Annotated in this window: 27 protein-coding genes and 1 pseudogene; 4 read left to right on the top strand and 24 right to left on the bottom strand. The window is 53.7% G+C overall.

The window, feature by feature from the left end; translation table 11 throughout:
- The first annotated feature begins 18 nt into the window (after positions 1–18).
- Together BMX45_RS05725 and BMX45_RS05720 are read left to right on the top strand one after the other, a co-directional pair.
- A complete protein-coding gene (locus BMX45_RS05725; protein ID WP_090908894.1) occupies positions 19–972 on the top strand; it encodes a D-2-hydroxyacid dehydrogenase in 954 nt (317 codons plus the stop codon).
- A gap of 149 nt (positions 973–1121) precedes the next feature.
- The gene (locus tag BMX45_RS05720) at positions 1122–1433 is read left to right on the top strand and encodes an MGMT family protein (RefSeq protein WP_090908893.1); all 312 of its coding nucleotides are present in this window, start codon (positions 1122–1124) and stop codon (positions 1431–1433) included.
- 13 nt (positions 1434–1446) lie between these two features.
- Here the strand turns inward: BMX45_RS05720 and BMX45_RS05715 are convergent, their stop codons facing one another.
- Genes BMX45_RS05715 through dgt form a run of 3 tightly spaced genes read right to left on the bottom strand, consistent with a single transcriptional unit; the run spans position 1447 to position 4858 of the window.
- Positions 1447–2427, bottom strand: a complete 981-nt coding sequence (locus tag BMX45_RS05715) for a TRM11 family SAM-dependent methyltransferase (RefSeq protein ID WP_090908892.1) — start codon at positions 2425–2427, stop codon at positions 1447–1449.
- Positions 2428–2476: 49 nt separating this feature from the next.
- Complete coding sequence (locus BMX45_RS05710; protein WP_090908891.1) at positions 2477–3418, bottom strand: LLM class flavin-dependent oxidoreductase; 942 nt, start codon at positions 3416–3418, stop codon at positions 2477–2479.
- 24 nt (positions 3419–3442) lie between these two features.
- Entirely contained in the window at positions 3443–4858 is a 1416-nt protein-coding gene (gene dgt / locus BMX45_RS05705; RefSeq protein ID WP_090908890.1) for a deoxyguanosinetriphosphate triphosphohydrolase family protein, read from the bottom strand.
- A 414-nt stretch (positions 4859–5272) separates the two neighbouring features.
- Here dgt and BMX45_RS05700 point away from each other — a divergent pair, with 414 nt between their 5' ends.
- Both BMX45_RS05700 and BMX45_RS05695 read left to right on the top strand, forming a co-directional pair.
- Positions 5273–6592 (top strand): polysaccharide lyase family 7 protein, encoded by a 1320-nt coding sequence (locus BMX45_RS05700; protein WP_090908889.1) that lies wholly within the window; start codon positions 5273–5275, stop codon positions 6590–6592.
- A 99-nt stretch (positions 6593–6691) separates the two neighbouring features.
- Positions 6692–11656 carry a CBM96 family carbohydrate-binding protein gene (locus tag BMX45_RS05695; RefSeq protein WP_090908888.1) on the top strand — a complete coding sequence of 1655 codons (4965 nt, stop codon included), beginning with the start codon at positions 6692–6694 and terminating at the stop codon, positions 11654–11656.
- A 295-nt stretch (positions 11657–11951) separates the two neighbouring features.
- On the opposite strand, the gene BMX45_RS05690 is transcribed toward BMX45_RS05695, so the two are convergent.
- The 21 genes and pseudogenes from BMX45_RS05690 to BMX45_RS05595 all read right to left on the bottom strand — a co-directional run bounded on the left by BMX45_RS05690 (position 11952) and on the right by BMX45_RS05595 (position 26338).
- A complete protein-coding gene (locus BMX45_RS05690; protein WP_244235395.1) occupies positions 11952–12215 on the bottom strand; it encodes a hypothetical protein in 264 nt (87 codons plus the stop codon).
- A 180-nt stretch (positions 12216–12395) separates the two neighbouring features.
- Positions 12396–12851: an IS110 family RNA-guided transposase gene (locus BMX45_RS05685; protein WP_254777973.1), complete on the bottom strand. Its 456-nt coding sequence runs from the start codon at positions 12849–12851 to the stop codon at positions 12396–12398.
- 387 nt (positions 12852–13238) lie between these two features.
- Positions 13239–14024 carry a glycoside hydrolase family 73 protein gene (locus BMX45_RS05680; protein WP_090908887.1) on the bottom strand — a complete coding sequence of 262 codons (786 nt, stop codon included), beginning with the start codon at positions 14022–14024 and terminating at the stop codon, positions 13239–13241.
- A complete protein-coding gene (locus BMX45_RS05675; RefSeq protein ID WP_090908886.1) occupies positions 14011–14463 on the bottom strand; it encodes a phage holin family protein in 453 nt (150 codons plus the stop codon). The genes BMX45_RS05680 and BMX45_RS05675 overlap by 14 nt, the downstream gene beginning before the upstream one ends.
- Before the next feature lie 395 nt (positions 14464–14858).
- A pseudogene (locus BMX45_RS05670) lies at positions 14859–15125 on the bottom strand (phage holin family protein).
- Between the two features lie 35 nt (positions 15126–15160).
- Positions 15161–15526 carry a hypothetical protein gene (locus BMX45_RS05665; RefSeq protein ID WP_254777972.1) on the bottom strand — a complete coding sequence of 122 codons (366 nt, stop codon included), beginning with the start codon at positions 15524–15526 and terminating at the stop codon, positions 15161–15163.
- Positions 15510–15650, bottom strand: coding sequence for an XkdX family protein (locus BMX45_RS05660; RefSeq protein ID WP_090908885.1), 141 nt, complete (start codon positions 15648–15650; stop codon positions 15510–15512). Before BMX45_RS05660 ends, BMX45_RS05665 begins: the two co-directional genes overlap by 17 nt.
- A gap of 27 nt (positions 15651–15677) precedes the next feature.
- Positions 15678–16025: a hypothetical protein gene (locus BMX45_RS05655; protein ID WP_090908884.1), complete on the bottom strand. Its 348-nt coding sequence runs from the start codon at positions 16023–16025 to the stop codon at positions 15678–15680.
- 18 nt (positions 16026–16043) lie between these two features.
- A complete protein-coding gene (locus BMX45_RS31710) occupies positions 16044–17342 on the bottom strand; it encodes a pyocin knob domain-containing protein (protein ID WP_254777971.1) in 1299 nt (432 codons plus the stop codon).
- Position 17343: 1 nt separating this feature from the next.
- Positions 17344–17895 (bottom strand): YmfQ family protein, encoded by a 552-nt coding sequence (locus tag BMX45_RS05645; RefSeq protein ID WP_090909520.1) that lies wholly within the window; start codon positions 17893–17895, stop codon positions 17344–17346.
- 7 nt (positions 17896–17902) lie between these two features.
- Positions 17903–19057: a baseplate J/gp47 family protein gene (locus BMX45_RS05640; RefSeq protein WP_090908883.1), complete on the bottom strand. Its 1155-nt coding sequence runs from the start codon at positions 19055–19057 to the stop codon at positions 17903–17905.
- Positions 19057–19515 (bottom strand): DUF2634 domain-containing protein, encoded by a 459-nt coding sequence (locus BMX45_RS05635; RefSeq protein ID WP_090908882.1) that lies wholly within the window; start codon positions 19513–19515, stop codon positions 19057–19059. Before BMX45_RS05635 ends, BMX45_RS05640 begins: the two co-directional genes overlap by 1 nt.
- Positions 19508–19897 carry a hypothetical protein gene (locus BMX45_RS05630; RefSeq protein ID WP_090908881.1) on the bottom strand — a complete coding sequence of 130 codons (390 nt, stop codon included), beginning with the start codon at positions 19895–19897 and terminating at the stop codon, positions 19508–19510. The genes BMX45_RS05635 and BMX45_RS05630 overlap by 8 nt, the downstream gene beginning before the upstream one ends.
- Positions 19890–20867 carry an XkdQ/YqbQ family protein gene (locus tag BMX45_RS05625; protein ID WP_090908880.1) on the bottom strand — a complete coding sequence of 326 codons (978 nt, stop codon included), beginning with the start codon at positions 20865–20867 and terminating at the stop codon, positions 19890–19892. Before BMX45_RS05625 ends, BMX45_RS05630 begins: the two co-directional genes overlap by 8 nt.
- On the bottom strand, positions 20864–21508 hold the full coding sequence (locus tag BMX45_RS05620) for a LysM peptidoglycan-binding domain-containing protein (RefSeq protein WP_090908879.1): 645 nt from the start codon (positions 21506–21508) through the stop codon (positions 20864–20866). Before BMX45_RS05620 ends, BMX45_RS05625 begins: the two co-directional genes overlap by 4 nt.
- Positions 21509–21554: 46 nt before the next feature.
- Positions 21555–23387, bottom strand: a complete 1833-nt coding sequence (locus tag BMX45_RS05615; protein WP_090908878.1) for a hypothetical protein — start codon at positions 23385–23387, stop codon at positions 21555–21557.
- 17 nt (positions 23388–23404) lie between these two features.
- The gene (locus tag BMX45_RS32090; RefSeq protein ID WP_302847869.1) at positions 23405–23539 is read right to left on the bottom strand and encodes a hypothetical protein; all 135 of its coding nucleotides are present in this window, start codon (positions 23537–23539) and stop codon (positions 23405–23407) included.
- Positions 23540–23562: 23 nt separating this feature from the next.
- A complete protein-coding gene (locus BMX45_RS05610; RefSeq protein WP_009594601.1) occupies positions 23563–23997 on the bottom strand; it encodes a phage tail assembly chaperone in 435 nt (144 codons plus the stop codon).
- Between the two features lie 130 nt (positions 23998–24127).
- On the bottom strand, positions 24128–24535 hold the full coding sequence (locus BMX45_RS05605; RefSeq protein ID WP_009594594.1) for a phage tail tube protein: 408 nt from the start codon (positions 24533–24535) through the stop codon (positions 24128–24130).
- Positions 24536–24659: 124 nt separating this feature from the next.
- On the bottom strand, positions 24660–26126 hold the full coding sequence (locus BMX45_RS05600) for a phage tail sheath family protein (protein WP_090908877.1): 1467 nt from the start codon (positions 26124–26126) through the stop codon (positions 24660–24662).
- 2 nt (positions 26127–26128) lie between these two features.
- Positions 26129–26338, bottom strand: a complete 210-nt coding sequence (locus tag BMX45_RS05595) for a YqzN/YkzM domain-containing protein (protein WP_090908876.1) — start codon at positions 26336–26338, stop codon at positions 26129–26131.
- Positions 26339–26344: the final 6 nt, after the last annotated feature.

Here is a 26344-nt window from a genome sequence, read left to right as displayed (position 1 = left end):
TCCTTAGGAGGTAGTACCATGCCGAACATCTTGTCCATACATGATTTAACCGCCGAGCAGCAGCAAAAAATCAAGGAGATTGCCCCCGACTATGACCTGTTGGTGACAAAAGCGAAAGAGCTGACGGGAAGCATCGTTCGGAATGCCGACATCATGATCGGATGGTCACGCTCCATGCAGGACGAGGTATTGTCCGCCGACAGTAAACTCAAATGGATTCAAGCCTGGTCGGCCGGGGTGGATAAAATGCCGCTCCGGGAACTTGAGGAAAAAGGCATTCAGTTGACCAACGCCAGCGGCGTACATAGCGTACCGATCACGGAGCATATTTTTGCGATGATCCTGGCCTTCAACCGCAACCTTCATCTCGCGATCCGTCAGCAGTCGAACAACAAGTGGGATACATCCGGCACGTTCACGGAATTGGCCGGCAAAACCATCGTCATCGTCGGCGTCGGCCAAATCGGCAGCCATACGGCACGGGTGGCCCAGGCGTTCGGCATGCGGACCGTCGGGGTCCGCAACTCCGGCAAGTCTGATCCTAACGTGGAATCGATGTATAAGGTCGATCAGCTCGATGAAGCGCTGGCGCAAGGCGATTATATCGTCAATATCCTGCCGCTGACCGATGAAACCCGCGGACTGTTCAATACGGCAAGATTCTCGGCGATGAAGGACTCCGCCTTCTTCGTGAACGTAGGCCGCGGCCAGACCATGGTCACGGACGACATGGTTCAAGCGCTGCAATCCGGAGGTTTGGCAGGCGCGGGACTGGATGTCTTCGAGGAAGAGCCGCTTCCTGCGGACCATCCGCTGTGGAACCTGGACAACGTCATCATGTCGCCTCACATGGCAGGCGATACGGATCGATACGGCGAGCGTGCCGTGGATATTTTCCTGGAGAATTTAAAGCACTACGTAAACGGAGAGCCGTTGTCCCGCAATGTGATCGATTACAGCAAGTCGTACTAAGACCAGGCAACAAGTCGTGAAGCACCATTTCGTATCTAGATCCGCGCTTTGGTTTAAGGAGCTTGTCAAAAAAAGGAACGTCCCGAGGTTTTCCATGCCTGTCGGGACGCCCTTTTTATTTATATGGAAAATGGAGTGAGCACACATAAATGCAGCCGTTTACAAAACGCGTCATTGAAGTGATTCAGAGCATTCCGGAAGGATACGTGATGACTTATGGACAGGTGGCCAGACTGGCCGGCAGCCCAAGGGGCGCCCGGCAGGTCGTTAGAATACTTCACACCCTCAGTCATATTCACAAGCTGCCGTGGCATCGGGTCATCAACGCCAAAGGAGAAATCGCCATCCAAGACGATGAGTCCAGGCTCATGCAGGAGCTGTATCTGCAGGACGAAGGCGTTGCCGTCAATCACAAAGGCATCATTGATTTGGAAAAGTATCGATATGATCCTGCCGATTAAATTGGATGGCCGTTTACTCGCACAGCCAAATATCTCTCGCAAAGCTCCCCTTGCGGGTCGTACAATGAGACACCACCTTCCACCCTGTGTCCGTCAGCTGCTCTCTAAGCGGCTCTGTACTAACGATGACAGCGCGATCTGACAAGCGACGTAAGCTTTTCAGCATCCGCAACTGCTCATCCTCTGGAAAGACGGAGCACAGATTATACGGCAAATCCAGTACAGCGGCATCATAATGTCCTTGCAGCGTATTCATGTCCTGAATGGCAACTTTGTTGTCATCATAACCGTAGTGCCGCAGATTCACTCTTGCTCCACGAACCGCGAGCGGATTGATGTCACGGCCCTCGGCCGGGATTCCCATCGAGAAGGCCTCGATCAATACATTCCCCATTCCGCAGCAGGGATCCAGGAGCGTGGCACCGCTTATCCGAGGCACGGCCAGATTGACCAGTGCCCTGGCCACCCTCGAGCTGAGCCCTGTCGAATAATTTTGCGGCTTCCGCTTATGCTCCAGCCAGGCACGTTCAGGCTCGTGCAATAGCCCCAATCGCCAGATTCCGTTCAGGGATATCAGACCGAGCGTGACATCCGGAGATTTCATCTGCGCCGTTCCTTCGATTTGGCCACCTACCATCCGTTCGTAACCGCGCAATTGATCATAGCTGAAACGGTCGCTAGACTTAAGGCAGACGACTTTGAAGGTCGTTTGGTTAAGTCGAATGCGGCCTGCTTGCTCGGCGATGCTTTCGATGGAATCTCCAGTCATCTTGACGTCAAGGCAGGCCGATAGGAACGGGCTGCGATCCGGATCGACCCGCCGCTCGCTTTCCAGCCAGTCCGCTCCGTCAGGCCCCTGACCGAACAGCTCCGTCAGCTCCATCAAACATAGCGCCCGCTCGGTTTCATGACAGGCATACGTATACAGATAAGATGATTTATCGCTCATGGAGGACGGACCGAAGGTCATGTCAAAGTCGTTCGTATTCATCATGTATTTCGTCTCTCTTCTATTATATATGTGCAGCAGTGTGCAGCAGTCGCTACTGCCCCATTAACAGCCGATACGATTCCAGCCGGGCATCGTAATCGCTCACGGGGGTAACGACCAGGAACTCGTCGCACCGGTATTTTTCCGCCATCATCTGCAGCTTATCTCTCACGCTTGCAGGCGTGCCGATGATTAGCCTCCGGGATGGACCTGAAGAATCGGAATCCGTCGGTTCCGAAGGAAGGTCGCTCTCCCCAGGCCGTGGAAATAACGCGGCCAGCTTTCTTGCTTGCTCCTCCGTCTCCGCGCAAATCACGCTCACCGCCACCATCGCACGCGGTTCTCTCAGATCAGCGCTTGGCTGAAAGCCTTCCCTGTAAGAACGGAGAATCTCCGCCCCGTCCGTATCGCTCATAAACTGTCCGAATACATAGCCCGTCCCGAATTCGGCTGCATACCCGGCACCTTTCGTATTCGTGCCCAGCATCCACATCACCGGCTGCGCTGCGGGTACCGGTTTGGCTGCCACCGGCACATCGTCGTAGCGATACCGGTCTTCCAGCAGTTCGGTCAAAGCCCGAATTCGCTGCGGCAAATCCGCCACATGCCCCAGGAAATTCCCGCTAAGCGCCATGCTCGTATGGGCCGAACCTCCCGGCGCCCGCCCGATCCCGAGATCGATGCGACCGGGATACAGCGCCGCCAGCATGCGGAAATTCTCCGCCACCTTCAGCGGGCTGTAATGGGGCAGCAGCACGGCCCCGGAACCAAGCCGGATGCGCGTTGTTCGGGCGCCGATATGGGACAGCAGGATCTCGGGCGATGCACAGGACAGATGCTCCAGATCATGATGCTCCGCTGCCCAGTATCGCCCGTAGCCCCATTGTTCCGCAGACTGTGCCAGTATCACCGCTTGCTGCAAGGCTTCTTCGAACGAGCTCTCTCCCCATCGCGGAACCAGATCAAGCACGCTCAGTTTCAATTGGCTATTCATGCCATCCCCCTTGTATCGTCGGTACTAATCCAAATCATAGATTGAACCTACCTTGAGTCCATACAACTCGTTATAGATTTTCTCGGCAAAAGCGTCCGTCATCCCTGCGATATAATCAATCACCATATGCTCCCACGTCCAGATCGGATTCGCCCGCTTCTGGTCCGCTTCGTATCGCTGGAGCCAGTCGGATGGAATGATCGCCGTTGAAGCGACAGGATCCAGAAAGGCATCCCACAAGCGCTTGATGATCCATTCGCTGCGCTTCTGCAGGCGCTGAACCCGCAGGTCGCGAATCATGGTCACCCAAGCGAAACTTTTCAGGACGCTGACGGTGCGCAGCATATCCTCGTCTTCGACGCCGTCTTTGACAAACGTGACCTTTTTCCAATCCCCGTTCGCGATCACGCCAAGGCTGCCCACAAACAGGCTGACCCAGTAGGCCTTGACCTCACGCCGGGTACGTGAATAATCATTCTCGCAGGTCGGCATTTTTTCGTTCCATATCTTCAGAAACTCGTCCAGCACCAAATCCACCTTCGGCTGGATTTGCTCCTTGGTCCATCCCTTCCACACCTCGTCTTCCAGCGTCATGATCTTCTGCACGATCAACTTGTTGAGATGGCTGTCCCGCAAAAAGTGCTCGTGCACCTCAATCTTCCCGGCTTTGATGCCATCCTCCAGATCGTGCGCGGAATACGCGATGTCATCGCACAGATCCATAAGCTGCGCTTCCAGTGTTCTGTGCGTGCCGGGTATTTGCCACTCCTTCCGGATATGGGAAATGTATTCCCATTCATGCCGGTACATCCCCTTGGGATTATCCAGGCCGGAGAACGGATATTTGTTGATGCCAAGCAGCACCGCATCCGACAGGTTGAGGCCGTTTACGTTCTCCCTTTTCTCCAAAAACATGATCAGTCGGAAATTGTGCGCATTCCCTTCAAAATGCTCATATTTGCGCCGCATGGCCTGCTGCACCTCGGCCGCCTGCTCCGGTGTCGGCGTACCGGGCTGGCGTGTCAGCTCCTTCTCGGTCCTCCGGTCAATGAGTTTCTCCAGAATGCCCTGCAGCACCTCTTCGCCCTTATGGCCGAACGGAGGATGCCCGAAATCATGGGCGATCGCCGCGCATTCCACCACCTCGGGATCAATCATCAGCCCTGCGTTCTCGGCCTGCTCCGGCAGCACTTCGGGATAAAGACGCGTCAGGCTCCGTGCCGCTTCTCTCGCAATCTGCGCCACCTCAAGCGAATGCGTTAAGCGCGTCCGGTAGTAATCGCCGGTGCCGGCGCCGAATACCTGCGATTTTCCTTGCAGCCTGCGGAACGTCGGCGAATGGATCAGGCGCGAATAATCCCGCTCGTATACCGCGCGTGAAGCATCCGACTTCGTTTGCTCCGGATATTGGCGATGCTCTCTAAGCTCCTTCAGTGTCATTTGTCCCACTCCTGTTTTTTATCTATTTAGGGTCGATTCGGAATCTTTCGTTCTTTAGATTATATGCCATACGGCATCCGAAGAAAAATGTTATTGCCTTTTTGCCTGTTCCCTCATTGTATACCCGGCTCATCCTATCCGTTATCGCCAAGCAAGATATTTCCTGTCCGAGTCAGGTATGACGAAATCCAAATACGTGATGCTTCACCGTCCAGGAAAGCTGCGGGAGGGCAGAAGGCGCAATAAATCCTCCCATTATGCAAAAATACCAAGTGCTTATAGGATTAACACAAGACCTGTGCGCACATTCTTGCTACGTTTTAGGTAAGCGCTGTCATACAGTCTGAAGCGCACCGCAGAAAGGAGGGACATGATATTTATTAACGATTCAATCAACCTACGGGAGGGATCGCCGTGAAACGAAGGTTTGCGTTATCCAAAAAAATGACTTTCTGCCTGATCAGTGCAGCCATGCTGCTTGCTCCTCTATTTGAAGGACAGAGCATCGCAGCTAATGAGAGCAAGTACCCGGCTTCCGCATCGGCCAGCAGCTACGACACCCGCTGTGCTTGCGATGCATCGAAAGCGGTGGACGGCAGTCTTAGCACACGCTGGTCCGGCGAAGGCGACGGCACTTGGCTGAGACTGGATCTGGGGTCCGCCCAACCGGTTTCATTAGTCAAGATCGCGTTTTACAACGGAGATTCGCGCACATTCACCTTCGATATCCAAACTTCAATCGATGGCTCCAACTGGCTTCAAGCACGGAACGCTGTCACTAGCGCTCAAAACAACCATTTGCAATCCTTCTCCATCCCCGTCGCTGAAGCCCGGTATGTACGCATTGTGGGCTACGGCAACACCTCCAATGACTGGAACAGTTACACAGAGGTCGAAATTTGGGGAGGTACTACGGATGGAGGAGGCGGAACCCTTGACCCGGCTAAACCCCCTTCGGGCAATTTTGACCTAACCAAGTGGAAAATCACCCTGCCTGACGCGTCCGAGATTCCAGCTAGCGCACTCGCCGGCGGCTATGAGCATCCGGATTGGTTCTATACCGATCCCGTCACCGGCGGCATGGTATTCACATCCCCTAATATCGGCGAGACCACCACGAACAGCACCTACACCCGCTCCGAGCTTCGGGAAATGCTGAATCCGTCGACGAACAGCGCCTCTTCATGGGCCAATAATTGGGTAACCTCTACCTCCTCCCCATCCATTAAGTCGCAGGCCGGCGGCGTGGATGGAGCGATGAAGGCTACCTTACGCGTGGATCGTGTATCGGTCAGCGGTAGCGAAGCCGATAAAATCGGCCGCGTCGTGGTCGGGCAAATCCATGGACCCAGCACCGAGCCGATACGGCTTTATTACCACAAGCGTCCTTCGGACAGCAGGGGGGCCGTTTATTTTGGAACCGATGATCTGGACAACAACAACACCTGGGTGAACATTCTCGGCGGACCGAACCAGCTTAACCCTGTAAACGGCATTGCCCTCGGCCAGACATGGAGCTATGAAATCAAGGTGACCGGACTGCTCATGACGGTAAAAGTAACCCCGGAGGGCGGATCGGCCACCACCGTGACTCATACCCTCCCAAGCGGTTACAACGATAAATATCTTTATTTCAAGGCAGGCGTCTATAACCAGAACAAATCCGATACCACCTCCGATCAATCCGACCATGTCAGAGCTACGTTCTTCTCTCTAACGCACGTGCATCCGTAACCTCCGCTAGTCCATCCGATGCCCGGGACAGTCCAGCGCCTGCTTCCGGGCGTTCTTAAACACGCTTCAACTACCAATCGAAAAGCGAGGGATGAAACGTTGAAGAAGAAACTTTACCGGTTCTCATGCCTAGTCCTCTGCCTGCTCATAACCATGAGCGTCATGGCATCCCCAGGGCAGCTTCCTGTTATATCTGCACAATCTGTTGCAGAATTCGATCTTGCGGCAGAATCTGTTGCCTCAGCTTCCGATCCCCTACCGGAGCCAGAAGGTCCGGATGTTCTATTCTTCTCCGATAACTTCGATTCCGAGCGATATGGCACCACCGGAGGAGTCGTCGTTCCCCTGCCCTGGGTTCAAACCGGGGAAGGCGGAAGCAAAGCCAAGACCTCCGTATCCGGCAGCGCGCCGTCCACGCCGAACCTCATGAAAATCGACGTGACCGATTCCGTCTATCTGCCCGTCAATACGACGGGTTACGGCAACATCAAGCTGAGCTATTATACGAGGGCCTCTTCTTATGTCAGCGGAAGCATCGTGGCAGAGTGGTCCGGCGACGAAGGCGCGACCTGGAGCCTGCTGGAGGATTTCAAGCTGGCCCCGGGAACTCCTGAAGCGCCGCGCAGCGAATCCAACACGTTAAAAACCTGGACGCTGCCGCCGGAAGCCAACAGCAATCCGAACGTGCGAATCCAGTTCCGGGTAGGTGATCCGATGAACGCCAATATGTATATCGACAACGTCTCGCTGTCCGGTCAGGCCATCCCGGGCATTCCGCCTGCGATCGATCCCGTGCCTGAACCCCCGCCGGCCGAAACCGGCCCCTACCCTGCTCCGGAAGGCGTAACCCTTTATGAGGACGTTTTGATTGGCAAAGCCGGCGACCGGGACCTCTACACGTCCATCGCCGTTCCGAGCACTCCCCCGGCCGAGCCCATGCCGGTCATGATCTACATTCACGGCGGAGGCTGGAATAAGGGCGACCGCAAAAACGCCCTGGGCAGCATCTGCAACTATGTCCTTAAACGCGGGTACATCGGCGTTTCCTTAAGCTATCGTCTAACTCCCGAAGCGCCTTACCCGGCCCAAATTCAAGACGTGAAGCTGGCCATCCGTTATTTGCGCGCCCATGCCGAGCAATACCACATCGATCCGAGCCGAATCGGCGTCTGGGGCACTTCGGCGGGAGGGCATCTCGCTTCCCTGCTCGGAACGACGGGAGACCTGACCCTGGAGGACACGGTCACGCTGGATACCGGGGATACGGTAAATCTGCCTGATATCGAAGGCGCCGGTGGCTGGCCGGAATACTCCACCAAGGTGCAGGCCGTGGTGGACTGGTACGGACCTGCCGATTTCACGACCGATTTTGCCGACCGATACAGTTCGGTCACGAAGCTGCTCGGCGGGCATAACGCCCTGTCCGTCCCGATTGAAGCACGGCTTGCCATGCCCGGAACGTACGCCACTCCCGATGATCCGCCGTTCTGGATTCGGCATGGAGACGCGGACGCCACCATACCTTATACCGACAGCGTCACCTTCGCCAATCAATTGACGGCTGCCGATGTTCCTGTGGTCGATTTCGAAGTCGTTCCCGGCCAAGGCCATGGCTTTGCCGGAGAAGCCAAAACAACCGCGGACGCGGAAGCTTGGGCCTTCATGGAGCAGCACGTAAAAAATCTGGAGGTCACGACGCCGATTCTCTACAAAGACGGCTACACGCCTCCTGATCCGACGGATCCGACTGATCCCTCCGACCCGACCGATCCTTCACCGGGCATTCCCGTTGAGATCGGCCGTTTGGAGCCCTCGGACGATGCCTTGATCGACAGCTCCAAACCGGCCGCCAATATCAATTCCGCTACAGGCACAAGCGTCGGTCTGTTTAGCGTTTCATCCGGTACAACCATCAAAAGGTATGTCTATTTCAAATTCGATGCTTCCGCTCTGAGCGATCCCGATTACCGGTACGAATTCCAGGTCGCCGCAAAAAAAGGGACCAGCAACACGGATCTTGAGCTCTCCATCTACGGGATCGAGGATACAGCCTGGAGCGAAAGCCAACTGACTTGGAACAATGCACCCATGAACGTTCTCGATCCAAATGCTTATATCGGATCGTTTACCGTACAGGCCGAGAATGGCGGCCGGCCGGAGGTGTACAGCGTCGATGTGACGGACTATGTCCGCAGTCACCTAACAGATGGCAGCGTATCGTTTCTCCTGGCGGATGCGGCCCATACCGGTGTCAGCGTCAATATCTATACCAAGGAAGCCAACGGCTCCAGCAATCCGAGACCTGCCATGGTCGTGAGCGAATGGTTGGATTCCAGTCAGGATACGACGCCGCCGTCCTGGCCGGACGGAAGCCGCCTGTCCATCGGCAGCATTGGCGAAGATTATGTACATTTGTCATGGCCGACGGCGGAAGACAACAAGATCGTCGCGAAGTACAACGTTTATCAAAACGGCGTCAAAGTCATGGAGCTCGGCTCCGACATCATCCGCCATGAAGCGGAGGGACTATCACCGCACACGGAGTACAGCTATAAGGTCGAGGCCGTGGATGCCGCCGGAAACGTCAGTCCGGTTCCGCTGACGCTGCAGGTTACGACGCTTAGCGCTCCCTTAGCGCCTTGGCCAGTGGCCTCGGTCACGGCAAGCGGCAGCGACGGCAACATCGAGGATAATACCCTGGACCAAAATCTGTACACCCGCTGGTCTGCTGCTGGCGACGGTCCGTGGATCAAGTACGATCTCGGCGAGGCCCGGGACATCGGTTATCTCGGCATCGCCTTCTATAAAGGGGACGTTCGCGCTACGGAGATCGATATCGAAGCCTCCGATGACGGCGTGACCTGGTCTCCGCTCTTCAACGGTTCGAGCAGCGGAACCACTACCGCGATGCAGCCTTTTGACGTTCCGGACACGAGTGCGCGTTACGTGAAGCTGACCGGGCGCGGCAATTCGGACGGCAGTGCCTATACGAGCCTAACCGAAGTTCATATCTATCCGCCTTTCGCTAAGGGGGATACGCCCGTTGCGATCATTCCGGATTTTGTGCCGCAGCCGCCGGAGGGTACCGTTCCTTTTACCGCTCCAGGCATGAAGAATGCGGACGGCAGCGACCATCCGGTGCACCAGGCTTTTGCTGCTACCGGAAGGACGTTGAACGTGGTCGATTACGGGGCTGATCCTGCAGACAATGCAACGGACGATCAACCGGCGATCCAACGAGCAATGGATGAAGCGCTCCCGGGCGACGAGGTGTTTTTCCCGAATGGGGTTTACAACTTAAACAGTGCGCCCGATGGACTGACCAATCTGATGCTGAAATCCGAGGTCAATTTACGCGGGGAAAGCCAGAACGGCGCGATTCTGAAGACCTCGCTGAACAAGGTCCGCAACAGCACGATGCTGAGATCTGCCAAGCAGCATGATCTGACCATCTCCAATCTGACGCTGACATCTGCCTGGGATGGCCAGTACACGACGGATCACAGGATCAACAACCCGGATGCCGGCGGCCCCGACATGATGATCATTGCCGCCAATTATGGCGAGGCGCCATCGTACAACATCACGATCGACGGCGTGACGATCGAGAAATTCAGCCGCATGGGCGTCCGTATCGAGAACAGCCATGACATCGTCGTCCGCAGCACCACGTTCCGTAATGCCACGGACCTTGGGCCGGGCGGTGCCGGGTACGGCGTATCCATTCAGGGCATGCCGAAGGTCGACCGCAGCGGGTTTGCCAACGATACCAGGTGGAATCTGGTCGAGGACTCCTCCTTCGAGGGGCCTTACCTGCGCCACGGCGCACTCATTCAATATGTGGCCCATAACAATGTGATCCGGCACAACGAATTCCAACAGGTCCGGCTGGATGCAATTGATCTGCACGGGGAGCTGGAGTATTTTAACGAGATCCACGATAACCTGATCACCGACATGCCGTATGGCGGCGGCATCGGCATCGGGAATACCGGGGGGACCGCCCCGACCAATCACAGCAAATCCGGCCCGAAAAACTATATCCACGACAATACGATCCGCAATGCCCGGGAAGGCATTGTCGTATCGATGGGCTCGCCGGATACCATCATAGAGAACAACCGCATCGAGAATACCATCGATATTCCTAACGCGGCAGGCATCAATATTCTGAACGGACCGGGCACGATCATCAAAGGCAACACGATCCGCCAGAACACCGCCGAGCATTATTGGGGCATCCTGCTCGAGCACGACAACGGGGACACCAACGCGGGCGGCATCGGAGCCGGAGACCCGGAGAACGTGCAGATTCTGGAAAACGTCATCACCGGCAACAGCAACGGAATTCAGCTCCAGGCAGGCAAGAATATCAAGCTAAGCGGCAATACGCTGGACAATATCGGCGAGAACTTCACGGCAGCACCTGGCGTCACGTATACCGATTTCAAGGTGGGCCTGGAGAACAGCACGACGGCCCCAACGAATGGGGACGTTGTAGTTGCCTTGGTCTCGGAGAGTCCGATTACCGTTACGAATAACGACGGATCTCCAACTTACAAATTTACCGAGAATGGTTCATTTACCTTCGAATATGCAGATGAGGACGGCAACGAAGGCACCCTAACGGCAACCGTGTCGAACATCGATAAAATCGCCCCGGTGCTTACGGTTACGCTCTCGCCTTCCCTATTGAAGGCGCCGAATCACAAAATGGTCGATATTCGCGCCAGCCTCGAATCCAGCGATGAAGGCTCTGGCGTTGCGTCCATCGTGCTAACCTCCATCACCATGGAGAGTACAGGTGGCAAAGGGCAGAAAGGAGATATCCAGGATATTTTGATTGAGAAAGATAAGGACGCAGGTAATAGCGAAAGCAAAGGCAAGGGAGGTAATCGAGGACCGGATGTTCAGGATGCCGACTTCGGTACCCATGACACTCATTTCCGGCTGCGAGCGGAGAAATCGGCACGCGGTCAAAGCCGAATCTACACGGTGACCTATACCGTTACGGATCATGCGGGGAATCAAGCAAATTCGGTGGGGACGGTGAGGGTGAAGTGAAGTGAGGTAAGGTGAGGTATAATGCCTGCAACGCGTGGGGAGGCACGTTATTCTAACTTTTACGTCGAGAAATTAGTTGGTTTCCCAGTTGGTTAAACATATTGACTGATAAATATTACATTATGGCAACCCGGAGTAGAAAAATCATCGAAAACTGCATCGCTGCTTTATTTTAGTCGCCGCTAGGCGACTTTTCTTTTTCCGGCTATTCATGCTTGGTTAAACATATTGACCGATAAATATTACATATAAGCGGTAATTTATACCGCGCCTACCGCCAATGCGCCAGCTCCTTCTACAACGGGGCAATAATCCAGCGAATATGCCGGGCGGGGATCGTATTCTGCACAAAAGTCAGAAGTCCCAGCGTGACGGAATCACCGAAGCGGTCCTTCTGACCGTCGGCGTAGACATAATTTCCGTTCACACCGCTAGTCAAGGGAATGGTACGGATATACAATGCCTTTGATTCCATGTAAGCATGAATATCCCCATCGAATTCCTCTACACCCGGATAAGCCTTTTCCCCTTCTACATGCGTTAACAGATACTTTGCCATCATGATTATTCTCCTTCTGGTTTATATAATCAGGGATTTTCCCTGTAAAACCCGTGCCAAATAAAAACCAGCTAATGTTTGTCAAGCATTTCAGCTTGGATGAATTCTCTTTTCGTGATATACTTTTTCCGACCAACCCGAATAACCTCCACATCTATGGAGGTTTTGGTTAAATATGGTTTAAGCTTGGTAGGGCTGCCCCTTCTGCAAGATGGCGAAAATGTGATGCAACAGCTTGTTGGCGCAAGCGATCACGACCACCTTGTAGGGCTTGCCCTCTTTTCTTTTTTTCTCATAATACGAACGAATTCTTGCATTCGCGTTTTTCCGCATCCCACATTGCACAGCCAAATAGAGAGAACGTCTGAGTCTTTTAGAGCCCCGTTTCGTTATTCTTGTATTCGTTGCTGTAAACTTTCCTGAACTGAAGATGCACGGGTCAAGGCCCGCATACGCCACGAGTTGCTTTGCATCGCTGAACTGCTTGACATCACCCACTTCAGCTATAATGGCTGCGGCCAGTTTCGTTCCGATTCCCGGAATGCTTTTCACGAGTTCAACTTCGGACAGGTTTGCCGCCATGTCCTCCATTTGCTTTTCCAACTCGTCCAGCTGCCGGATCATCGTCAGCACCATTTCCTCACTCCTTCTCCTTGATTTCACCGGTCTTTTCACGATGGTTCCAAATCCATAGCTTCGCTTGTGATGCGGGGTCTACCGCCCCTACCAGCTCAAACATGGTCTTTTGGAGGTCGTGAGAGAACAGTTTTTATTACGGGTTCATTGCCCCTAAAGCCGCCACGTTCTCCCGGCTCCCCCCATCGTAAAACGACCACAAAAAAAGGCCAACCAGAAGATTCTGGCTAACCTGATAATACGAAAGGCCGCCTATTGGCGACCAAGCGGTTTTTTATTTTTTCCATATACTTCAAGTTCAAGGAAAGCTGTATCCAAAGTCATTCAAAAGAATAAACCCCTGCCATGTTAATTAGATGGAATCGTCTCTTACAGAAAACTCAGATTTCACTTACTCTCTTTATGGATAATCCCCAGACGATAAAGCACGGTCATGATCCGGTAAAAATCGAAGCTGCCCTCAGGGTCATGAAGTACTCCTGCCTGTTTTGCAGCTTGTACCGCCGGTTCCGCCCAAGACGGAACCTTCGCAGGCTTCTCCGCCTCCGCCGCCTTAAGCCTGGCATTCATCTGCTTGATGGCATTGCCCTGCTCGGTTAGCAGTTTCATTGCCGAGGCATATTGCTCGTTAAGCTGCCGAACTTGGTCCTGTGTTTTTTGCAGTTCTGCCGTTAATTGTTCGATTTTCATGCGTTCCTCCTCCTCCGGACTAGGCACATCATATTGATGGAGCGAATGCTGCTCTATGATGGAAATGAGCTTTTTGGGATAATTGGGGTCTGTGGCATAGCCACCTCTCCAAATCTCCGTTGCCGCCGTTTTATAATTCGCCCATAACACGCCATGGTAGCGCTGCGGCTTGTCACGCGTACCGTTCAGAATCAGCCAGGTATGATCGGCAACCGATTCATGCCAATGGTTGTATTTTCGAAATGAAGCTTGGGTCGTATAGGGCGTCTGTCCCCGGTATTCCGTTGTCTGCATGGTCTCGCTGCCCGCTGGGCCGGTTCCTTTAATGCCGAACAGATTGTTCGCCTTTTGCGTCAGGCCGCTCGTTCCCCAGTTGGATTCCAGGATTGCCTGGGCAAGCGTAAGCGAAGCGGGTACCCCGTACCGACGCATGTCCTGTGCAGCAATAGGTGCCAGCTTGGCTATAAATTCAGAGGGCTTCATCCTTTTTCTCCTCCTTTCGTGCGGTTGGCTTATCCCCTTCTTCGGATTTGATCTGGAATACCTGTACCACATTACGCAGGGACTGGGGGATCGGTACCCCCATTCTTCCTACGTTCTCAATAATAGACAGCAGCTCATTCGCGAGATAGAAGAAGATCACCGTATTCTGAAAATAATTCATCTCTCCCAGCACCCGATCTACCAGATGCATCAGGGCGATGATGAGAAAAATGGTCATTTTGCGTGCGATTCCAGTATAACCCATACGGCTGCGCAGCTCGCCGTTCATCCAGGCCGCGCCCCATCCGGTCAACCAATCGATCACCACGAACCACAACAGCAGATGCAGCGGCAGCGACCATCCGCCCCAGACGTACCCTGTCACGGCCCCCGTCCCCGCCACCAGCATCTTAAACAACTGACCGATGTGCTCATACATAATTCTTCCTCCTCGCAGAGTATTTCTTTTGAGAGCTTTTCTGAACCTTATGCTTGGAACGTCCATTCAAGCGATCGGGAGTATATAAGCTCAGCTCAAGGAATTAGACAAAGCGATCGAGCGCATTCTCGAAGGCATACCTGGCGCCATGTGCTTACGCTCCGTTTCTGGGATCGACCGAGTTTACGCCGCCGGCATTCTCGCCAAGATCGGCAGTCATCGCAAACCAAAATCTGGAACTAACTATTGGTTATAGGGGGTTAGGGATCGCAATTATAGTTTGGGCTGTTTATTTTGGGTATCGTGTCAGGGAATGGTTATTATTGATGGTGACATTGCAAGCCCAGGGCGACGGTTACAAGGCGTTGCTTGGGGTATATGGTCATTACAGTAGATCATTCGCATGCCCCATTCTTAGCCTGCTTGACTGCCTGATGCCCAAACACTGCAAAGGACCCGCACAAGATCCCTTGTATTACGTATTCAATCGAGCAGCCAAGCAAGCTGACGGTCAAAATAACGGCAACTATAACCACGATGTACACGATGCTCCAATCAGGTATAGACGGCGTATGTTAAAGAACGAACCCAATAACCCAGCATACAGCAACCACCGCTAGCAGCCTTGGATCAATCAATTCAAAAATCATATGCCAATCCATATTCATTTCCTATCCTATTCTTTCAATTCATCTATTCACTTGTACGCTTGTTTTGCGGATTCTTCAACTCGAGTCAAACGTTCTGTCAACCATTCCATTCGCTGTCCTTGAATACGGACATCCACTTCAATATCATCAATACCGCGCTTGATGTAAGATACATCTGTGTATAAATATGCATCAGTTGTAGCTTCTCTAGCTACCTCATCTTTGAAGGATTTTGTCTTCCCATACCGACCCAGTGGAATGCCGTTGAAAGCTGCTATTACAGAAATGATCACTGTAAGCACTGTCCAGTCTATCCTTCTTCCCACCAACTCACTGAGCATTAAAAGAGCCCCCGGAGGACCACCCAGGGGCATAAAAAATACGCCTTGCGGCGCACTACGATACATATTCAATTCCGGTGATTTGTTTATATTCTTCTGGTGAGATCATCTTGGCCACCACAAACGTCTTCAGGTTTTCGTCTGTGTACGACCGGTGACCGTTATCATAATACTGTTTAATTGTTGGATACCACATTTTATATAGCTCCTCCTTTAAACTCAGCTATTTCAAATAGTAGAGCCCCCCTACATTATCTTCGAGAGATGTTAACATAGCCCTGTGATTAGCGTTCTCTAACAAGAGTGCTCCGATCGTTGTGTTCATTTCATCGATCTGGTCATCCTTGCTTAACTTCCTGAATTGTTCACTTATATCCTCATATTCATCTGGGAATGTATCACCACGTTTAATATCCAAGGATGTCTCGATGACGATAATTTTTGTTTGGTTGAGGTCAATCCCCGAGGCTGAGGCATTTTTTCCACAAACAGTGTTGCCCTCTATCTTCTCCACATCTGGAATAACCACTACCACCCTGGACTCTTGATTAATAATGTAAGCTGTAGCCAACCTAATCATCTCCTTTCATTAAGCTCTACCTTGGAATACCCTACCGCCGTCTGATGTGGAAAATAACGTACTGGCTGTCAGAGAGAACCCGCCACCGATGTGAACAATACCCGACGTGCAATCGATACCGATGCTGTTGTTGGACCCAGTAACGCCCCTGATTGTGCATCGGCCACTGTTAAACACGGAGATCGCCGAACCCGTGCAGTTGGATATGTTACCTCCAATTATAATGGCTGTACATTTGCCCGCCCAGATGCCATTACCACCAACTGACTTGTAAATATCAAAACAGTATAGTTCGACATTTGCTTGGCAGTTGATGAAGGCACCAGCGGTGTTGAGGGTTATTTTAGAGAGATTCACCGTACATGTTGAGTTGACGACATTTATATTCCCGTTTATGCGGAATCTCGCATTTGCATCCCCCGTCCAGAGGGTTGAAATGCTGATAGCACCGCCGATGAACCCCCTAATCTCTACATTACCACTCTCGATGTGATTTGCCGCTACTTCAATGATTCTAGTGCCGAAGTTGACCTTTTTTAGGGAGTCAATTGCCGCCTGGATGGTTGGGTATTGTCCTGGTACCTGTATGCTGACATCCATAGTCTGGGCATCGATGAGATTCTCACCTATCCGCATCCACGGCGACCAATTTCCGTTTGTTTGCGTACGTCTGAAAGTCGAATTGGCATCATTAAAGCTGTATGCGATTTGCGTCCTCCAAGTTGTGGGTCCTGAACTGTGGGAAATCATCTGATAGAAATACCAATCACTACTGCTAGGGGCGTTACCCAGACCATAGCCATCATAAAATCCCGTGTCATAGACTGTATTCAGGTCTGTACCACTCGACAGATGTTTGGCCGATCTATACCCAGCCGACCATGCTGCAATGGCCGAATTCTGCTTAGTATAATTCTCTGCATAAGTTTTCGCATTCGTCTCCGCAGCATTCGCCTTCGCCTGCGAACCTACTGGTGTTTCTGCCGCATCTGCCTTGGTCTGTGCCGCCGCCGCTGCCGTTATGCCTACACTTCCTCGATCATAGGCATCCTTAACTGCCTTAGGTGTAGCTGCCATAGACTCAGATGTGCTGTTTGTTGCATTTGATAGCTGAGTGATACCCTTTGTTATTAACGAGGCATCCGGTACCGTCACTGTCACATTATCGAGATCCTCCCGGACCTGCCCCACAGCCTCATCAATCTTATCCCAATTCTCATTCAGCATCGTCTCGATGTTAAAGGTTTCATTGCCATCCACCATAGGGTCTTTCTTTAATAGTCCTAAATTCGGTGTGTTACTGGACAACTCAAACACCTCCTGCAAATTTGTTTAACGGCGTCTGCCCAAGCTCGCCCAAAGTCATCACGTCATGAATATCGCGTATCAACAAGTAGTTGAACGCATACGCCACCGCCAGATGCGCCGGCTTGATCTCCTCGATCGCAGACTTCAAATCCTCCAAATTCGGAGGGATGCCGAGCGTATCCACGAATTTAACCGTGAAGCCCCATTCCTCGGGCTGGAAGGATACCTCGACCGTGCCGCCGTCATAAGCTTCCACCACATTTTTCACGAGCGCACCCGAGAAGGTTCCCGCTCCACGCAGCTTGGACTCCAGCACCGCCCGCCGCTGCTCGATCGGCTTGTTCCGGTCGGTGGGAATGCCAAGCTCCATCTCCCAGCGCTCCAGGCCCCAGGTCGCTGTACGGACAAAGAACTGGTCTGCTGCCGAGTTCAGCGCTTGATAAAGCGCGTCCAGCTCGCTGCCCTTGGCATCCATATCGGCTTGCATGACGCGGGAGGTCTCGTAATAAGCCGGAAGATAAGAAAACAGCTCGCGTCCGCGCAAGCTGTTCATTCGGACATTATTCACTTACGTTCACCGTCCCCAGCACCGCGACCTGACCGGAGCCAATTTCGATGTTTTGCTGCTCGGTGTGGCCGTTAATCGTCAAATCCGAGTAGTCGACGATAATCGGGATATCCAGCAGTACGGCGGCAATACGAGTGTATCTTACCAACGGATCTTTCCTATTAAAAGCAATCTGCTGTAAATACGTCCGAACGCCATCCTCGATCAGCTTCCGAATTTCGTCCATCGTCGAAGGCTGCTCCTGCGTACGCTGCACTTTGACGGAGATATTAATTGGAACTTCCGCCGCGGGCATCACGGTAATAACGGGGCCCGCCGGAGCAACGCCTTCTCCCTGTCCATCCTGGGACGGGTCAATGTGCTGCTGAACGGCATCCACGATATCCGGGCTTGCCGCACGCTTGTCCGTATCCAGTAGATACAGCCCAACGGTGCCGGGCCCTTTCCACAACGGCGCCACTTCCACGCCGCCAACGCCGGCAATCTCATTGGCCCACTGCATGTACTGCGCTTTGTTGCCGCTCGTTCCCTGACTTCGGACTTTGGCGTAAAAACGCTCCAGAAGCGACTGATCGCTTTCGGTATCCGTCCCGCTCCGCGTCGGTTCCGGGTTCGTAACCGATGTTACACCGCTGACTGACGTCATCATAAGCTGAATGACGCCTGCAGGAACATTGCCGCTGCTGCCCGGCATGACAGCTCGGATTGGCGCCGAACCGGTACCCAAATCACTCAGCATAACGCCTGATGTTGTCACATACTCCACGGAGGATTCCCCGGAGCCCTCATCTGCTGGCGTAGCGACATAGGTTCCGGCAGGCACGGTCGTCCCCGGCTTCCCCGTAAACACAACACTGCCGGACGATGCGACCGCTTCACGCCGGGTAATCCCATGCTCTGCCGTCCTCAGATCGAGTTCGGCAGACCGGATATCGGGATGATCGCTTGCTACGGTGCTCGCAAAGCCACGACGCAGCAGCTCCTGCGCCCACAAGGCAGCCTCAGACAGCATAAAGGCAACCGGCGCCTGCGCATCCCAAATAAAAGAGCCCTCCGACTTGTCGATGTCCGAAGGCACTTTGTTCAGCATGCGGTTCATAATGTTCTCTTCCGTCTGATCCAACAAATATAACGGCAAATCTGCCATCAGATCACCACGCTTTCTATGATTTCCGTCTCATCCCGGACGCTCGTAATGCGGCAGTTGAAACGGCAGGCTTCTCCTTCCCATTCAAAAAGAAACTGATCCACACTCTCCGTTCGTGCGTCCGCCAGCAGCGTCTCGGTCACCATGCGTTGAATCTCGCTCTCTTGCAGAGATCGGTCATAGCCTTTGCCGACCAGTTCCTCCAGCTCGCTGCCATAATCGCGCGTATAGATCAAATGGCGGTATCGCGGCGTACGAATCGCTTTTTCGCACCAGATGACCCAGGCTTCCTTGTCGTCCGCAACCGGAATCTTCCGGGTGGGAGTCATCACGAACTCACCGGCATCAAAATCATACCGCCAGCTCCGTCCAAAAACAGCTCCTTCACCCTCCAGTACCTCCGGATCCGTGGCATCCGTCCAAACCATGTCCTCGTTCTCCGGAAACAAATTAGCCACCGCTGCTCACCACCTTACACACAACGACCACGTCATTGCCGCTGTTGACCCGAACGGCCAGCACGCGGTCCCCCGGTTTCAAGCCTTTCCCTAGCTCAAAAAGGGTATCTTCGACTTCATTTTCTTCCACATCAAATGTCATTTCCTGCGGCTGTCCTCCCAAAGTGGCGGTACCAGCAGCCGTATAACGGGGCAAGGACAGCATTCCTGGCAGCTCTGCTACCATATAATCCTGCAGCTCATGCTTAAAATCATCCAGCTTAAGTCCCGTCGAGGTTATCGTGCCGAGAACGGCCCCTACGCCGCCCATGGCTTGACGGGTTTGCTTGTTCAATGAGGCATATAAGGAGGACGCCAATTGTCCATAGGGGTCTTTATTCAAGGTAAAACCTCCTTTTTACATCGTCATAACTCCCCAGCTCCAGCATCATGCTCCCGGGGTTTCCCAGCTCACGGCTGACAGAAATCACGAGCAGCTTCATCGAGCCCAGCATGACCGCATCACCTGCACGGATCGTATTGATATCGGGTGCATTAAGGGAGATGGTCTCCCGGATTCCCCTCAGTTTGCTCCGTGCTAGCTGGCGGGCAGCCGCAGGCGACTTCACTTCATCATCCTGAATGATCGCTTGGAGTTGGCCGTATTTGGCGATATCCTTCTCCTCGATGGCCATTACCTTGGAAGGAACCTCTTGCCCGGTCTCGCTGGCGGCTGTCGCCAGCACCTTGACCTTGGTCGCCGCGCCCTCCAACGTCCGCGATTGCGTGGTATCCGTGATAGCCTCCAAGATATAGACTTCTTTGTTCGTTCCCAACTCATACAGCTCAAGCCCTGAAGAGATCATCCGCGGATGATACAGCTTGCCGCCGGCTTTGGCCGTCTCCCGCAGATCAGCGAACATGCTCGCGTAGATCGACTGCGCCCGGTAAACGGAACGCCCCAGCTGCTTCTCGGTATCGGGCAAAACCGCAATTTTCAGGTTCCAGTCCGCCGCGTACTTTTTGAACCGCTGGGTGGCGGTCTGCTTCGCCGGGAACAGATATTCATCCTCCGACTTGTCCAGATATACCGTCCGATCGTACAGCGTGAGGGTCATCCGCTTCACCCCATTATTGGAGGTTTCCACTTCCCACACGACAGCCGGGTGCAGTAGGGGGACATAATCTTTTTTGCCGTATGGAATCCCGCTGATCCGGATCGCCATTCCCGGCGAAATCGGCGGCATATCCGGCGTGACGACCAGATTGACGGTTCCCTGGTAAGCGACTTGTTCAAGCGAATCCCGCAGGTTGATAGCTTCCACCAAGGGAGACAGATCGTATTGATCCTGCAAAATCACCTTGTAACTCATAACAGCACCAGCTTCTGCCCGGGTTTGATGGCGTTCGGGTCTTTGCCGATCGTCTTCTGGTTCAACTTGTAGATCTGGTTCCATTTCGAGCTGTCCCCGAGCTCCAGCTTGGCGATTTTGGAGAGTGAGTCCCCTGACTTCACGGTGTACGTCTTGTTCTTTTCCTTCATGTCGGCCCGGGGCTTTTTATTGGTTCCTGCTGCCCCGCTGCTGCCTGCCGTTTTGGCCACCTTCATGTCGCTCCATATCCGGAGCGTGATGTCAAAATACACATCCCCAACCTCTCCGCCCCGGAACGTGGACTGATGGGAGGCGACGTACACCGGCACGTTCACCGCCATCTTGGTAATGACAAATTGCAGAGGAGTCTTATACGCCAGAAACTCATTGAGTTTGTTCATCGCGGTTTGCGGTTTGATATGATCTCTCTCATGGCCTTTACAAAAAGCTGCATCATACTCTTGCGGGAAAAAGGAAGAGAACGATATCTCCTTAATCCGATTCCCTTGCGGAAAATCAAACTCTCCATAGTTGAGAATCGTGGCCGTTTCCAGTCCCTTTTGCCTTGAAATGGTTACCTCCTCGGGATTGACCGGGAATCGGAATGTCATGCCTTTGCCGTTCTTCAAAATAAACTCCACCTGGGGCCCCTCCTTTCTGTATGGATGCCTTCGAACCGCATCATCTTCAATAGGCCATCGGAGTCGGCTTCCGGTTCTGGGCTGCTTTGCTGAATTCGCCTCTCAGCCGCTGCCCGATCAGAAGAATCAATCCTTCCACATCGATCGGGTGCTCCTCGTGCACCGTTACCTGTACCGCGCCTGAAGGTAGATTGTAATTCACGGTTGTCTCCGTTTTGAAATCCATCAGCAGGCCGGATATCGTGCTCATCTGCTCCGGGCTGATCTGAACGGATTGCGGGGACGTCGGCTTCCCTGCAAAAGCTTGGTTTTGCGCTGCACTCGCGGGTGGCCCAATAGTACTCATGCTTGTAGCATGGCTAGGCGGCATATATGGACCGTATGTCGGGTTCAATGTTGGATTCGGCAGCAGCGGCTTACTGAATTCAGCCGGCGCTGGTTTCGGGATAATGGGAGCCGGAAGGGCAGCTGCACTCGAAGGGGGTTCCTTCGGTCGAGCAGCTTCCTTGTCTTTTTTCCCAAAGGAAAACGTGTTGGAGAACCATTTCGACACCGTCTCCTTAGCCTCGTTGAATTTATCACCGATACCGGTAATGGCGCCGCCCACCTTCTCGCCAATATAGCTTCCTACGGTGCCGCCGAGCGTTGAGCCGATCATGGTACCTGCAACCGGGATCACGGAGCCAACAAGACCGCCAATTGTGCTTCCGATGCCGCCGCCAACGGTAGAGCCTATCGCTTGGTTTCGTTCCTTCCCAGGCTTAGCGGTAGCGATTGCGGTTGCATCGGCTATATAACTCAACGGGCCAAGGGCGCGTTTGCCAAGCCCCTTCATTAAGCCGGAGCCTAGGCCACTTTTGCCGGCATTTTTTGCTACGCTAGCTCGAATACTTCCATCTGCTGCCTGTTTTATTGCATCTGAACCTGCACCGGCCTTAACAGTGCTCGCCGCGCCGCCGGATACGATGCCGCTGGCACCGCCGCCGCCAAATACATTTTTGGCTCCATCCCAGACCAATTTAAGCCCATTCACTGCCCCTTGTCCTAACATGCCAGCAGTTTCTACAAAGTCACCTACTTTTTCTGCTTTATTGCGAAACTTTCCTAACATAGTTGAAGACTTACTTACCTGTTTAGTTTCAGGAGCAGCAGCTGTGTTTTGACGGGGTGGTAATCCCTTATTTTTACCATCCTTTTTATCTTTATTTGCTATAACAGTTTTTTTCTCGGCGGACTTATTCCCGGTGATTATAGTTCCAGCGGGCTTTCCAGTGCCTTTAGTTTCAGCGGCCTTATTTTCAGCAGTTTTACTCCCGAAAGCTCCCCGCATGTCTTTGTATTTACCTTTCAACTGAGCTCCGCCTCGCACAGCTCCCCCCCACATGGCTGCTTTGACAAAAAAATTCAGAGCAGTATCCCATCCAGATTTTTCTCCACCACCGCCACCTCCAAATTCAAGCGATCCAAGCGTACTCGTAAGCTGATTCAACGCCCCGGTATTCGTCTCCAGCGCCTGTATCAACGGAGAAAAACCAAGCCCTGCCGCCCGCAAATCCACCTGAACGCTCGCTTCGATCTGCTTCTGCACGCTCAGGTTTAGATTCGTATCAACCTGTTTCTGCACATTCAGCTTCACATTTGCCGAGGCTTGGATGACTTGCGATTTCACCCGCTGCATTTTGGCCAGCAGGTTGTCCAGCCCCTTCGAGGCGCTGTCCTTCAGCACGATTTCAGGCGCCATGCGGGTACGTCCGATTCGCATGACGCGGCCCTGGATCCGCTCAAAATAACGCTCCATCGCCCGCAGCTCGCGGTTGGCCTTGATCACGTTTTTCGGATCGATGACCAGATTCATGCGGTAGTTCATGGCTTCAGCCATTTCGTTTCACCTCCTGTTCACTTCACACTCTGACCGGCCATGCCCTCGATCTCCTCCTGGGAGAAAGCGACCAGCAGCAGGCGCTCGCCTCGCGGGAGCCGCCAAAAATCTCCGGGACGAAGGTGATGCCGGACCCATAGATGATACAGCATCGTCGTCATTCCCCCGGAGCCGATCAGTTTTTTAGGTCAGCGATCTCGACCCCGAAGCCGGACAGCTCCAGCACTTTATCGCCTACGGCATCCAGCTCTCCGGCGAGCAGCATGCGGCGGACCGCCTGTTCTCCGCCCGACAGCTTCAAGCGGCTCGTAATCCGGGGATCGCCCCAGCCGCTCAGCGTCAAGCCCTTCACCGACAGACTGCTCGTCGCTTCGGAGATGAGCAGCGCATTAAAGGTTTCGGTATCCACCTTTTCATCCACCGCGCCCTTCACCGTCCGGCGAACCGTGCAGCGCTCGCGGATGCTGTCCACCTTGCTTGAAGTCAAGCCCTGCAGCACCATCTGCATATCCAGCCGCTTAATGCGCACCGTTTCCTCAGGAAGCTTCTCTGCCGCCTCGAACAGACTGTCCAAAATTTGCTCTTCGCTCATGTTCTCATGTAAGCTCATGCGTATATCTCTCCTTTACTTATAAAATAGTAGCCCCCAACTCAGCGGGCGACGCTCGCCCGAATCAGGCATTCCTTACCGGGCAAACCCATGCTTTCCGCCGCACTTGACCTTGATAATAAGAAACCTATTAATCCCCCTGAATCGGATCCAACAGCTCGTACCCCTCAAAGGTAAACGAGGTTTCCTCCTGCACTTCCTCGCCGGCCGTCCAGTTGGCCAGCTGGATTTTGTCCGGCATGCAGCGGATCAGGCGAACGCGCTCATGGCCGTAGGATTCGGGATCGTCCAGCTTGGAGATGATATCGAATTTGGTGAAGCCGCGGGAGATCATATCGGAAGTAACCTTGTACCCGCTCATTGTGCCGGTTCCTTTTTTGCTGCCGTTTTTGTGCACCGTCCAGTCGTTGCCGACCAGCTTCAGCTCGCGCTTCTCCAATTCCACGCTGGCTTCCAGCTTGTTAATGTGCGTCTGCCAAACCCCGTCGATATATGCCTGGCCGTATGTCCCCATAATGACTCTTGAAGCATCCAACATGTTAAGTTCCTCCTCGATTTCGATAAGTTTATAAGAAAAACGTTTATGGACATGCATCCATAGAAGACAGACCGGTTCTCATCTTAAATAACCTGATGAACGTTCTCGTTATTGCACGTTCTCGTTATTGCACGTAAAACGTGCCGAACAGCTGCTCCATCACGTCGGTCAGCTTCACGTTCCACTGCAGGAAGACCTGGTCCGGCTCCGGCGTGTTCACGGCGGAATCGCCATAGTAGGCCGGATCGAGAATGACGTCATAACCGTCCGGCTCGATGACATTGCTGAGCGACAACGAAGCGAGATATTCCTTCACGGCGCCGATCAGCGCGAGTCGGCCTTCCTCGGTGTTGTTCACCTTGCCGATGTAGGTCTGTTCCGCGGCCAGCTGCAAATCCGCATGGATCGCATCCATCACGCGGATGGAACGGATTTTTTTCCAGGCATTGTTTTGGCCTTCCGCCGGATTCACCAGCGTGTTGATGCCGCGCAGCGCCTTGACCTGACGACCGTCGTAGAACAGGACGAATACGCCATTGCGTACGGCCTGCTCCTGCTCGGAGCGCGTCCAGCGGCGTGTCACGTCCTCGAATGGCGTTACCGCGTATGTAGCGGATTGGTTCAAGCGCTGACCGGCAATAAGTCCGGCTACGTAAGCAGCCGTCTGCGCGGAACTGTAGTTCACGCCGGAGAGACGTACGCCCGTACCCACATTGATGATCCCTTCATGGTTCAATGCAAGCGACCGGTCTGCGGCCAGCTTGGCTGCATCCTTGGAGATATCGTCCGCCTCGCTTCCGCCGAATACGGCCATCACGCCGCGTCCTTCTTGACGGAGACGCTTTACCCAGGCCGCAAAGCTCTGCAGCAGAGCCATATCCGCAGCGTAATCCAGGGCGAGTACGTTAAATTCCTGGCCTTCGACTGCATCCAACATCTCGACATAATCCGCATTCGTCAGACCCCCGTTGCCGCTCTTGCCTCCGGACAGCGCGGCTCCGTTCACGTCAGCGAGAACGCCGGACGTGTCCAGTGCGATTGCCGTCACCCAGAGGTTCTCGGCATCTTCGTTGATCTGCGCCGCCATCGACGCGGCGGATCCGTCCGGGCTGGAATAGGTGCCAAGCAGCTTGGCGCCTTCATAGAGGCGAAGCTCGCGTGCGGCCGGGTCGATCAGCGACGGCTGCACCGTTACGGAGAAGCCGTTGCCGCGGCTGCCCGGGTATTTGGCCTCAAGCTTCAGCACGTCGGAAGGTGCAGCTTCCGCATTTTGAAGCGTCACGCTAGCCGCTGCCGCCGTGTTGTCCGCCAAACGATAGGCCAGCAGCTTTTTCGGACCGCCGAGCAAGGCCAGATAAAGCGTCTCGTAAGCGGTAGCGCCATCCTGGCTATCCGCGGAATACAGCTCGGAAATCGCGAACTCGCTTCCGATCTCCACGAACTCCCGCACCGGTCCCCAATTGGCTTTGACCGGCACGACGACCGTACCGCGACTGCCGCCCTGAACAGCCGACGCGGCTGCCGCCTTGAAATTCATATACAAACCCGGCAGTACCGGTTTATTCGTGCTTTCCCATGTTCCACCTGCCATGATTAGACCACCTTCGCTTTCATGAATTGTTGGATTCTTTCTTTGACCTCGGTTACCGTGAACTGCTCTCTATCTGCCCCATACATGGCACCCGCGAGCACTTCCGCCCGAACCTGGAACAGTTCATGGGCGTGTGCTTCAAGTTCCGCCAAGGCATATCGGGGAGCGCTGCTCCCGGGAGCTTCGGATTTGAGTGTTTTTTTCACAGCCATACTGGC

This window comes from Paenibacillus sp. cl141a (assembly GCF_900109305.1).
Lineage (GTDB): Bacteria > Bacillota > Bacilli > Paenibacillales > Paenibacillaceae > Paenibacillus_AQ > Paenibacillus_AQ lautus_A.
Note: the sequence above shows the minus strand (reverse complement) of the source record. Positions and strands in the feature narration are given on the sequence as shown.

What these genes read in the sequence shown, in the direction of transcription:
- BMX45_RS05725 (WP_090908894.1), top strand. Translation starts at nt 19, where the DNA reads ATGCCGAACATCTTGTCCATACATGATTTAACCGCCGAGCAGCAGCAA.
- BMX45_RS05720 (WP_090908893.1), top strand. Translation starts at nt 1,122, where the DNA reads ATGCAGCCGTTTACAAAACGCGTCATTGAAGTGATTCAGAGCATTCCG.
- BMX45_RS05715 (WP_090908892.1), bottom strand. Translation starts at nt 2,427, where the DNA reads ATGATGAATACGAACGACTTTGACATGACCTTCGGTCCGTCCTCCATG.
- BMX45_RS05710 (WP_090908891.1), bottom strand. Translation starts at nt 3,418, where the DNA reads ATGAATAGCCAATTGAAACTGAGCGTGCTTGATCTGGTTCCGCGATGG.
- dgt (WP_090908890.1), bottom strand. Translation starts at nt 4,858, where the DNA reads ATGACACTGAAGGAGCTTAGAGAGCATCGCCAATATCCGGAGCAAACG.
- BMX45_RS05690 (WP_244235395.1), bottom strand. Translation starts at nt 12,215, where the DNA reads ATGGCAAAGTATCTGTTAACGCATGTAGAAGGGGAAAAGGCTTATCCG.
- BMX45_RS05685 (WP_254777973.1), bottom strand. Translation starts at nt 12,851, where the DNA reads ATGGTGCTGACGATGATCCGGCAGCTGGACGAGTTGGAAAAGCAAATG.
- BMX45_RS05680 (WP_090908887.1), bottom strand. Translation starts at nt 14,024, where the DNA reads ATGAAGCCCTCTGAATTTATAGCCAAGCTGGCACCTATTGCTGCACAG.
- BMX45_RS05675 (WP_090908886.1), bottom strand. Translation starts at nt 14,463, where the DNA reads ATGTATGAGCACATCGGTCAGTTGTTTAAGATGCTGGTGGCGGGGACG.
- BMX45_RS05660 (WP_090908885.1), bottom strand. Translation starts at nt 15,650, where the DNA reads ATGTGGTATCCAACAATTAAACAGTATTATGATAACGGTCACCGGTCG.
- BMX45_RS05645 (WP_090909520.1), bottom strand. Translation starts at nt 17,895, where the DNA reads ATGAACAGCTTGCGCGGACGCGAGCTGTTTTCTTATCTTCCGGCTTAT.
- BMX45_RS05640 (WP_090908883.1), bottom strand. Translation starts at nt 19,057, where the DNA reads ATGGCAGATTTGCCGTTATATTTGTTGGATCAGACGGAAGAGAACATT.
- BMX45_RS05625 (WP_090908880.1), bottom strand. Translation starts at nt 20,867, where the DNA reads ATGAGTTACAAGGTGATTTTGCAGGATCAATACGATCTGTCTCCCTTG.
- BMX45_RS05615 (WP_090908878.1), bottom strand. Translation starts at nt 23,387, where the DNA reads ATGGCTGAAGCCATGAACTACCGCATGAATCTGGTCATCGATCCGAAA.
- BMX45_RS32090 (WP_302847869.1), bottom strand. Translation starts at nt 23,539, where the DNA reads ATGCTGTATCATCTATGGGTCCGGCATCACCTTCGTCCCGGAGATTTT.
- BMX45_RS05610 (WP_009594601.1), bottom strand. Translation starts at nt 23,997, where the DNA reads ATGAGCTTACATGAGAACATGAGCGAAGAGCAAATTTTGGACAGTCTG.
- BMX45_RS05605 (WP_009594594.1), bottom strand. Translation starts at nt 24,535, where the DNA reads ATGTTGGATGCTTCAAGAGTCATTATGGGGACATACGGCCAGGCATAT.
- BMX45_RS05600 (WP_090908877.1), bottom strand. Translation starts at nt 26,126, where the DNA reads ATGGCAGGTGGAACATGGGAAAGCACGAATAAACCGGTACTGCCGGGT.
- BMX45_RS05595 (WP_090908876.1), bottom strand. Translation starts at nt 26,338, where the DNA reads ATGGCTGTGAAAAAAACACTCAAATCCGAAGCTCCCGGGAGCAGCGCT.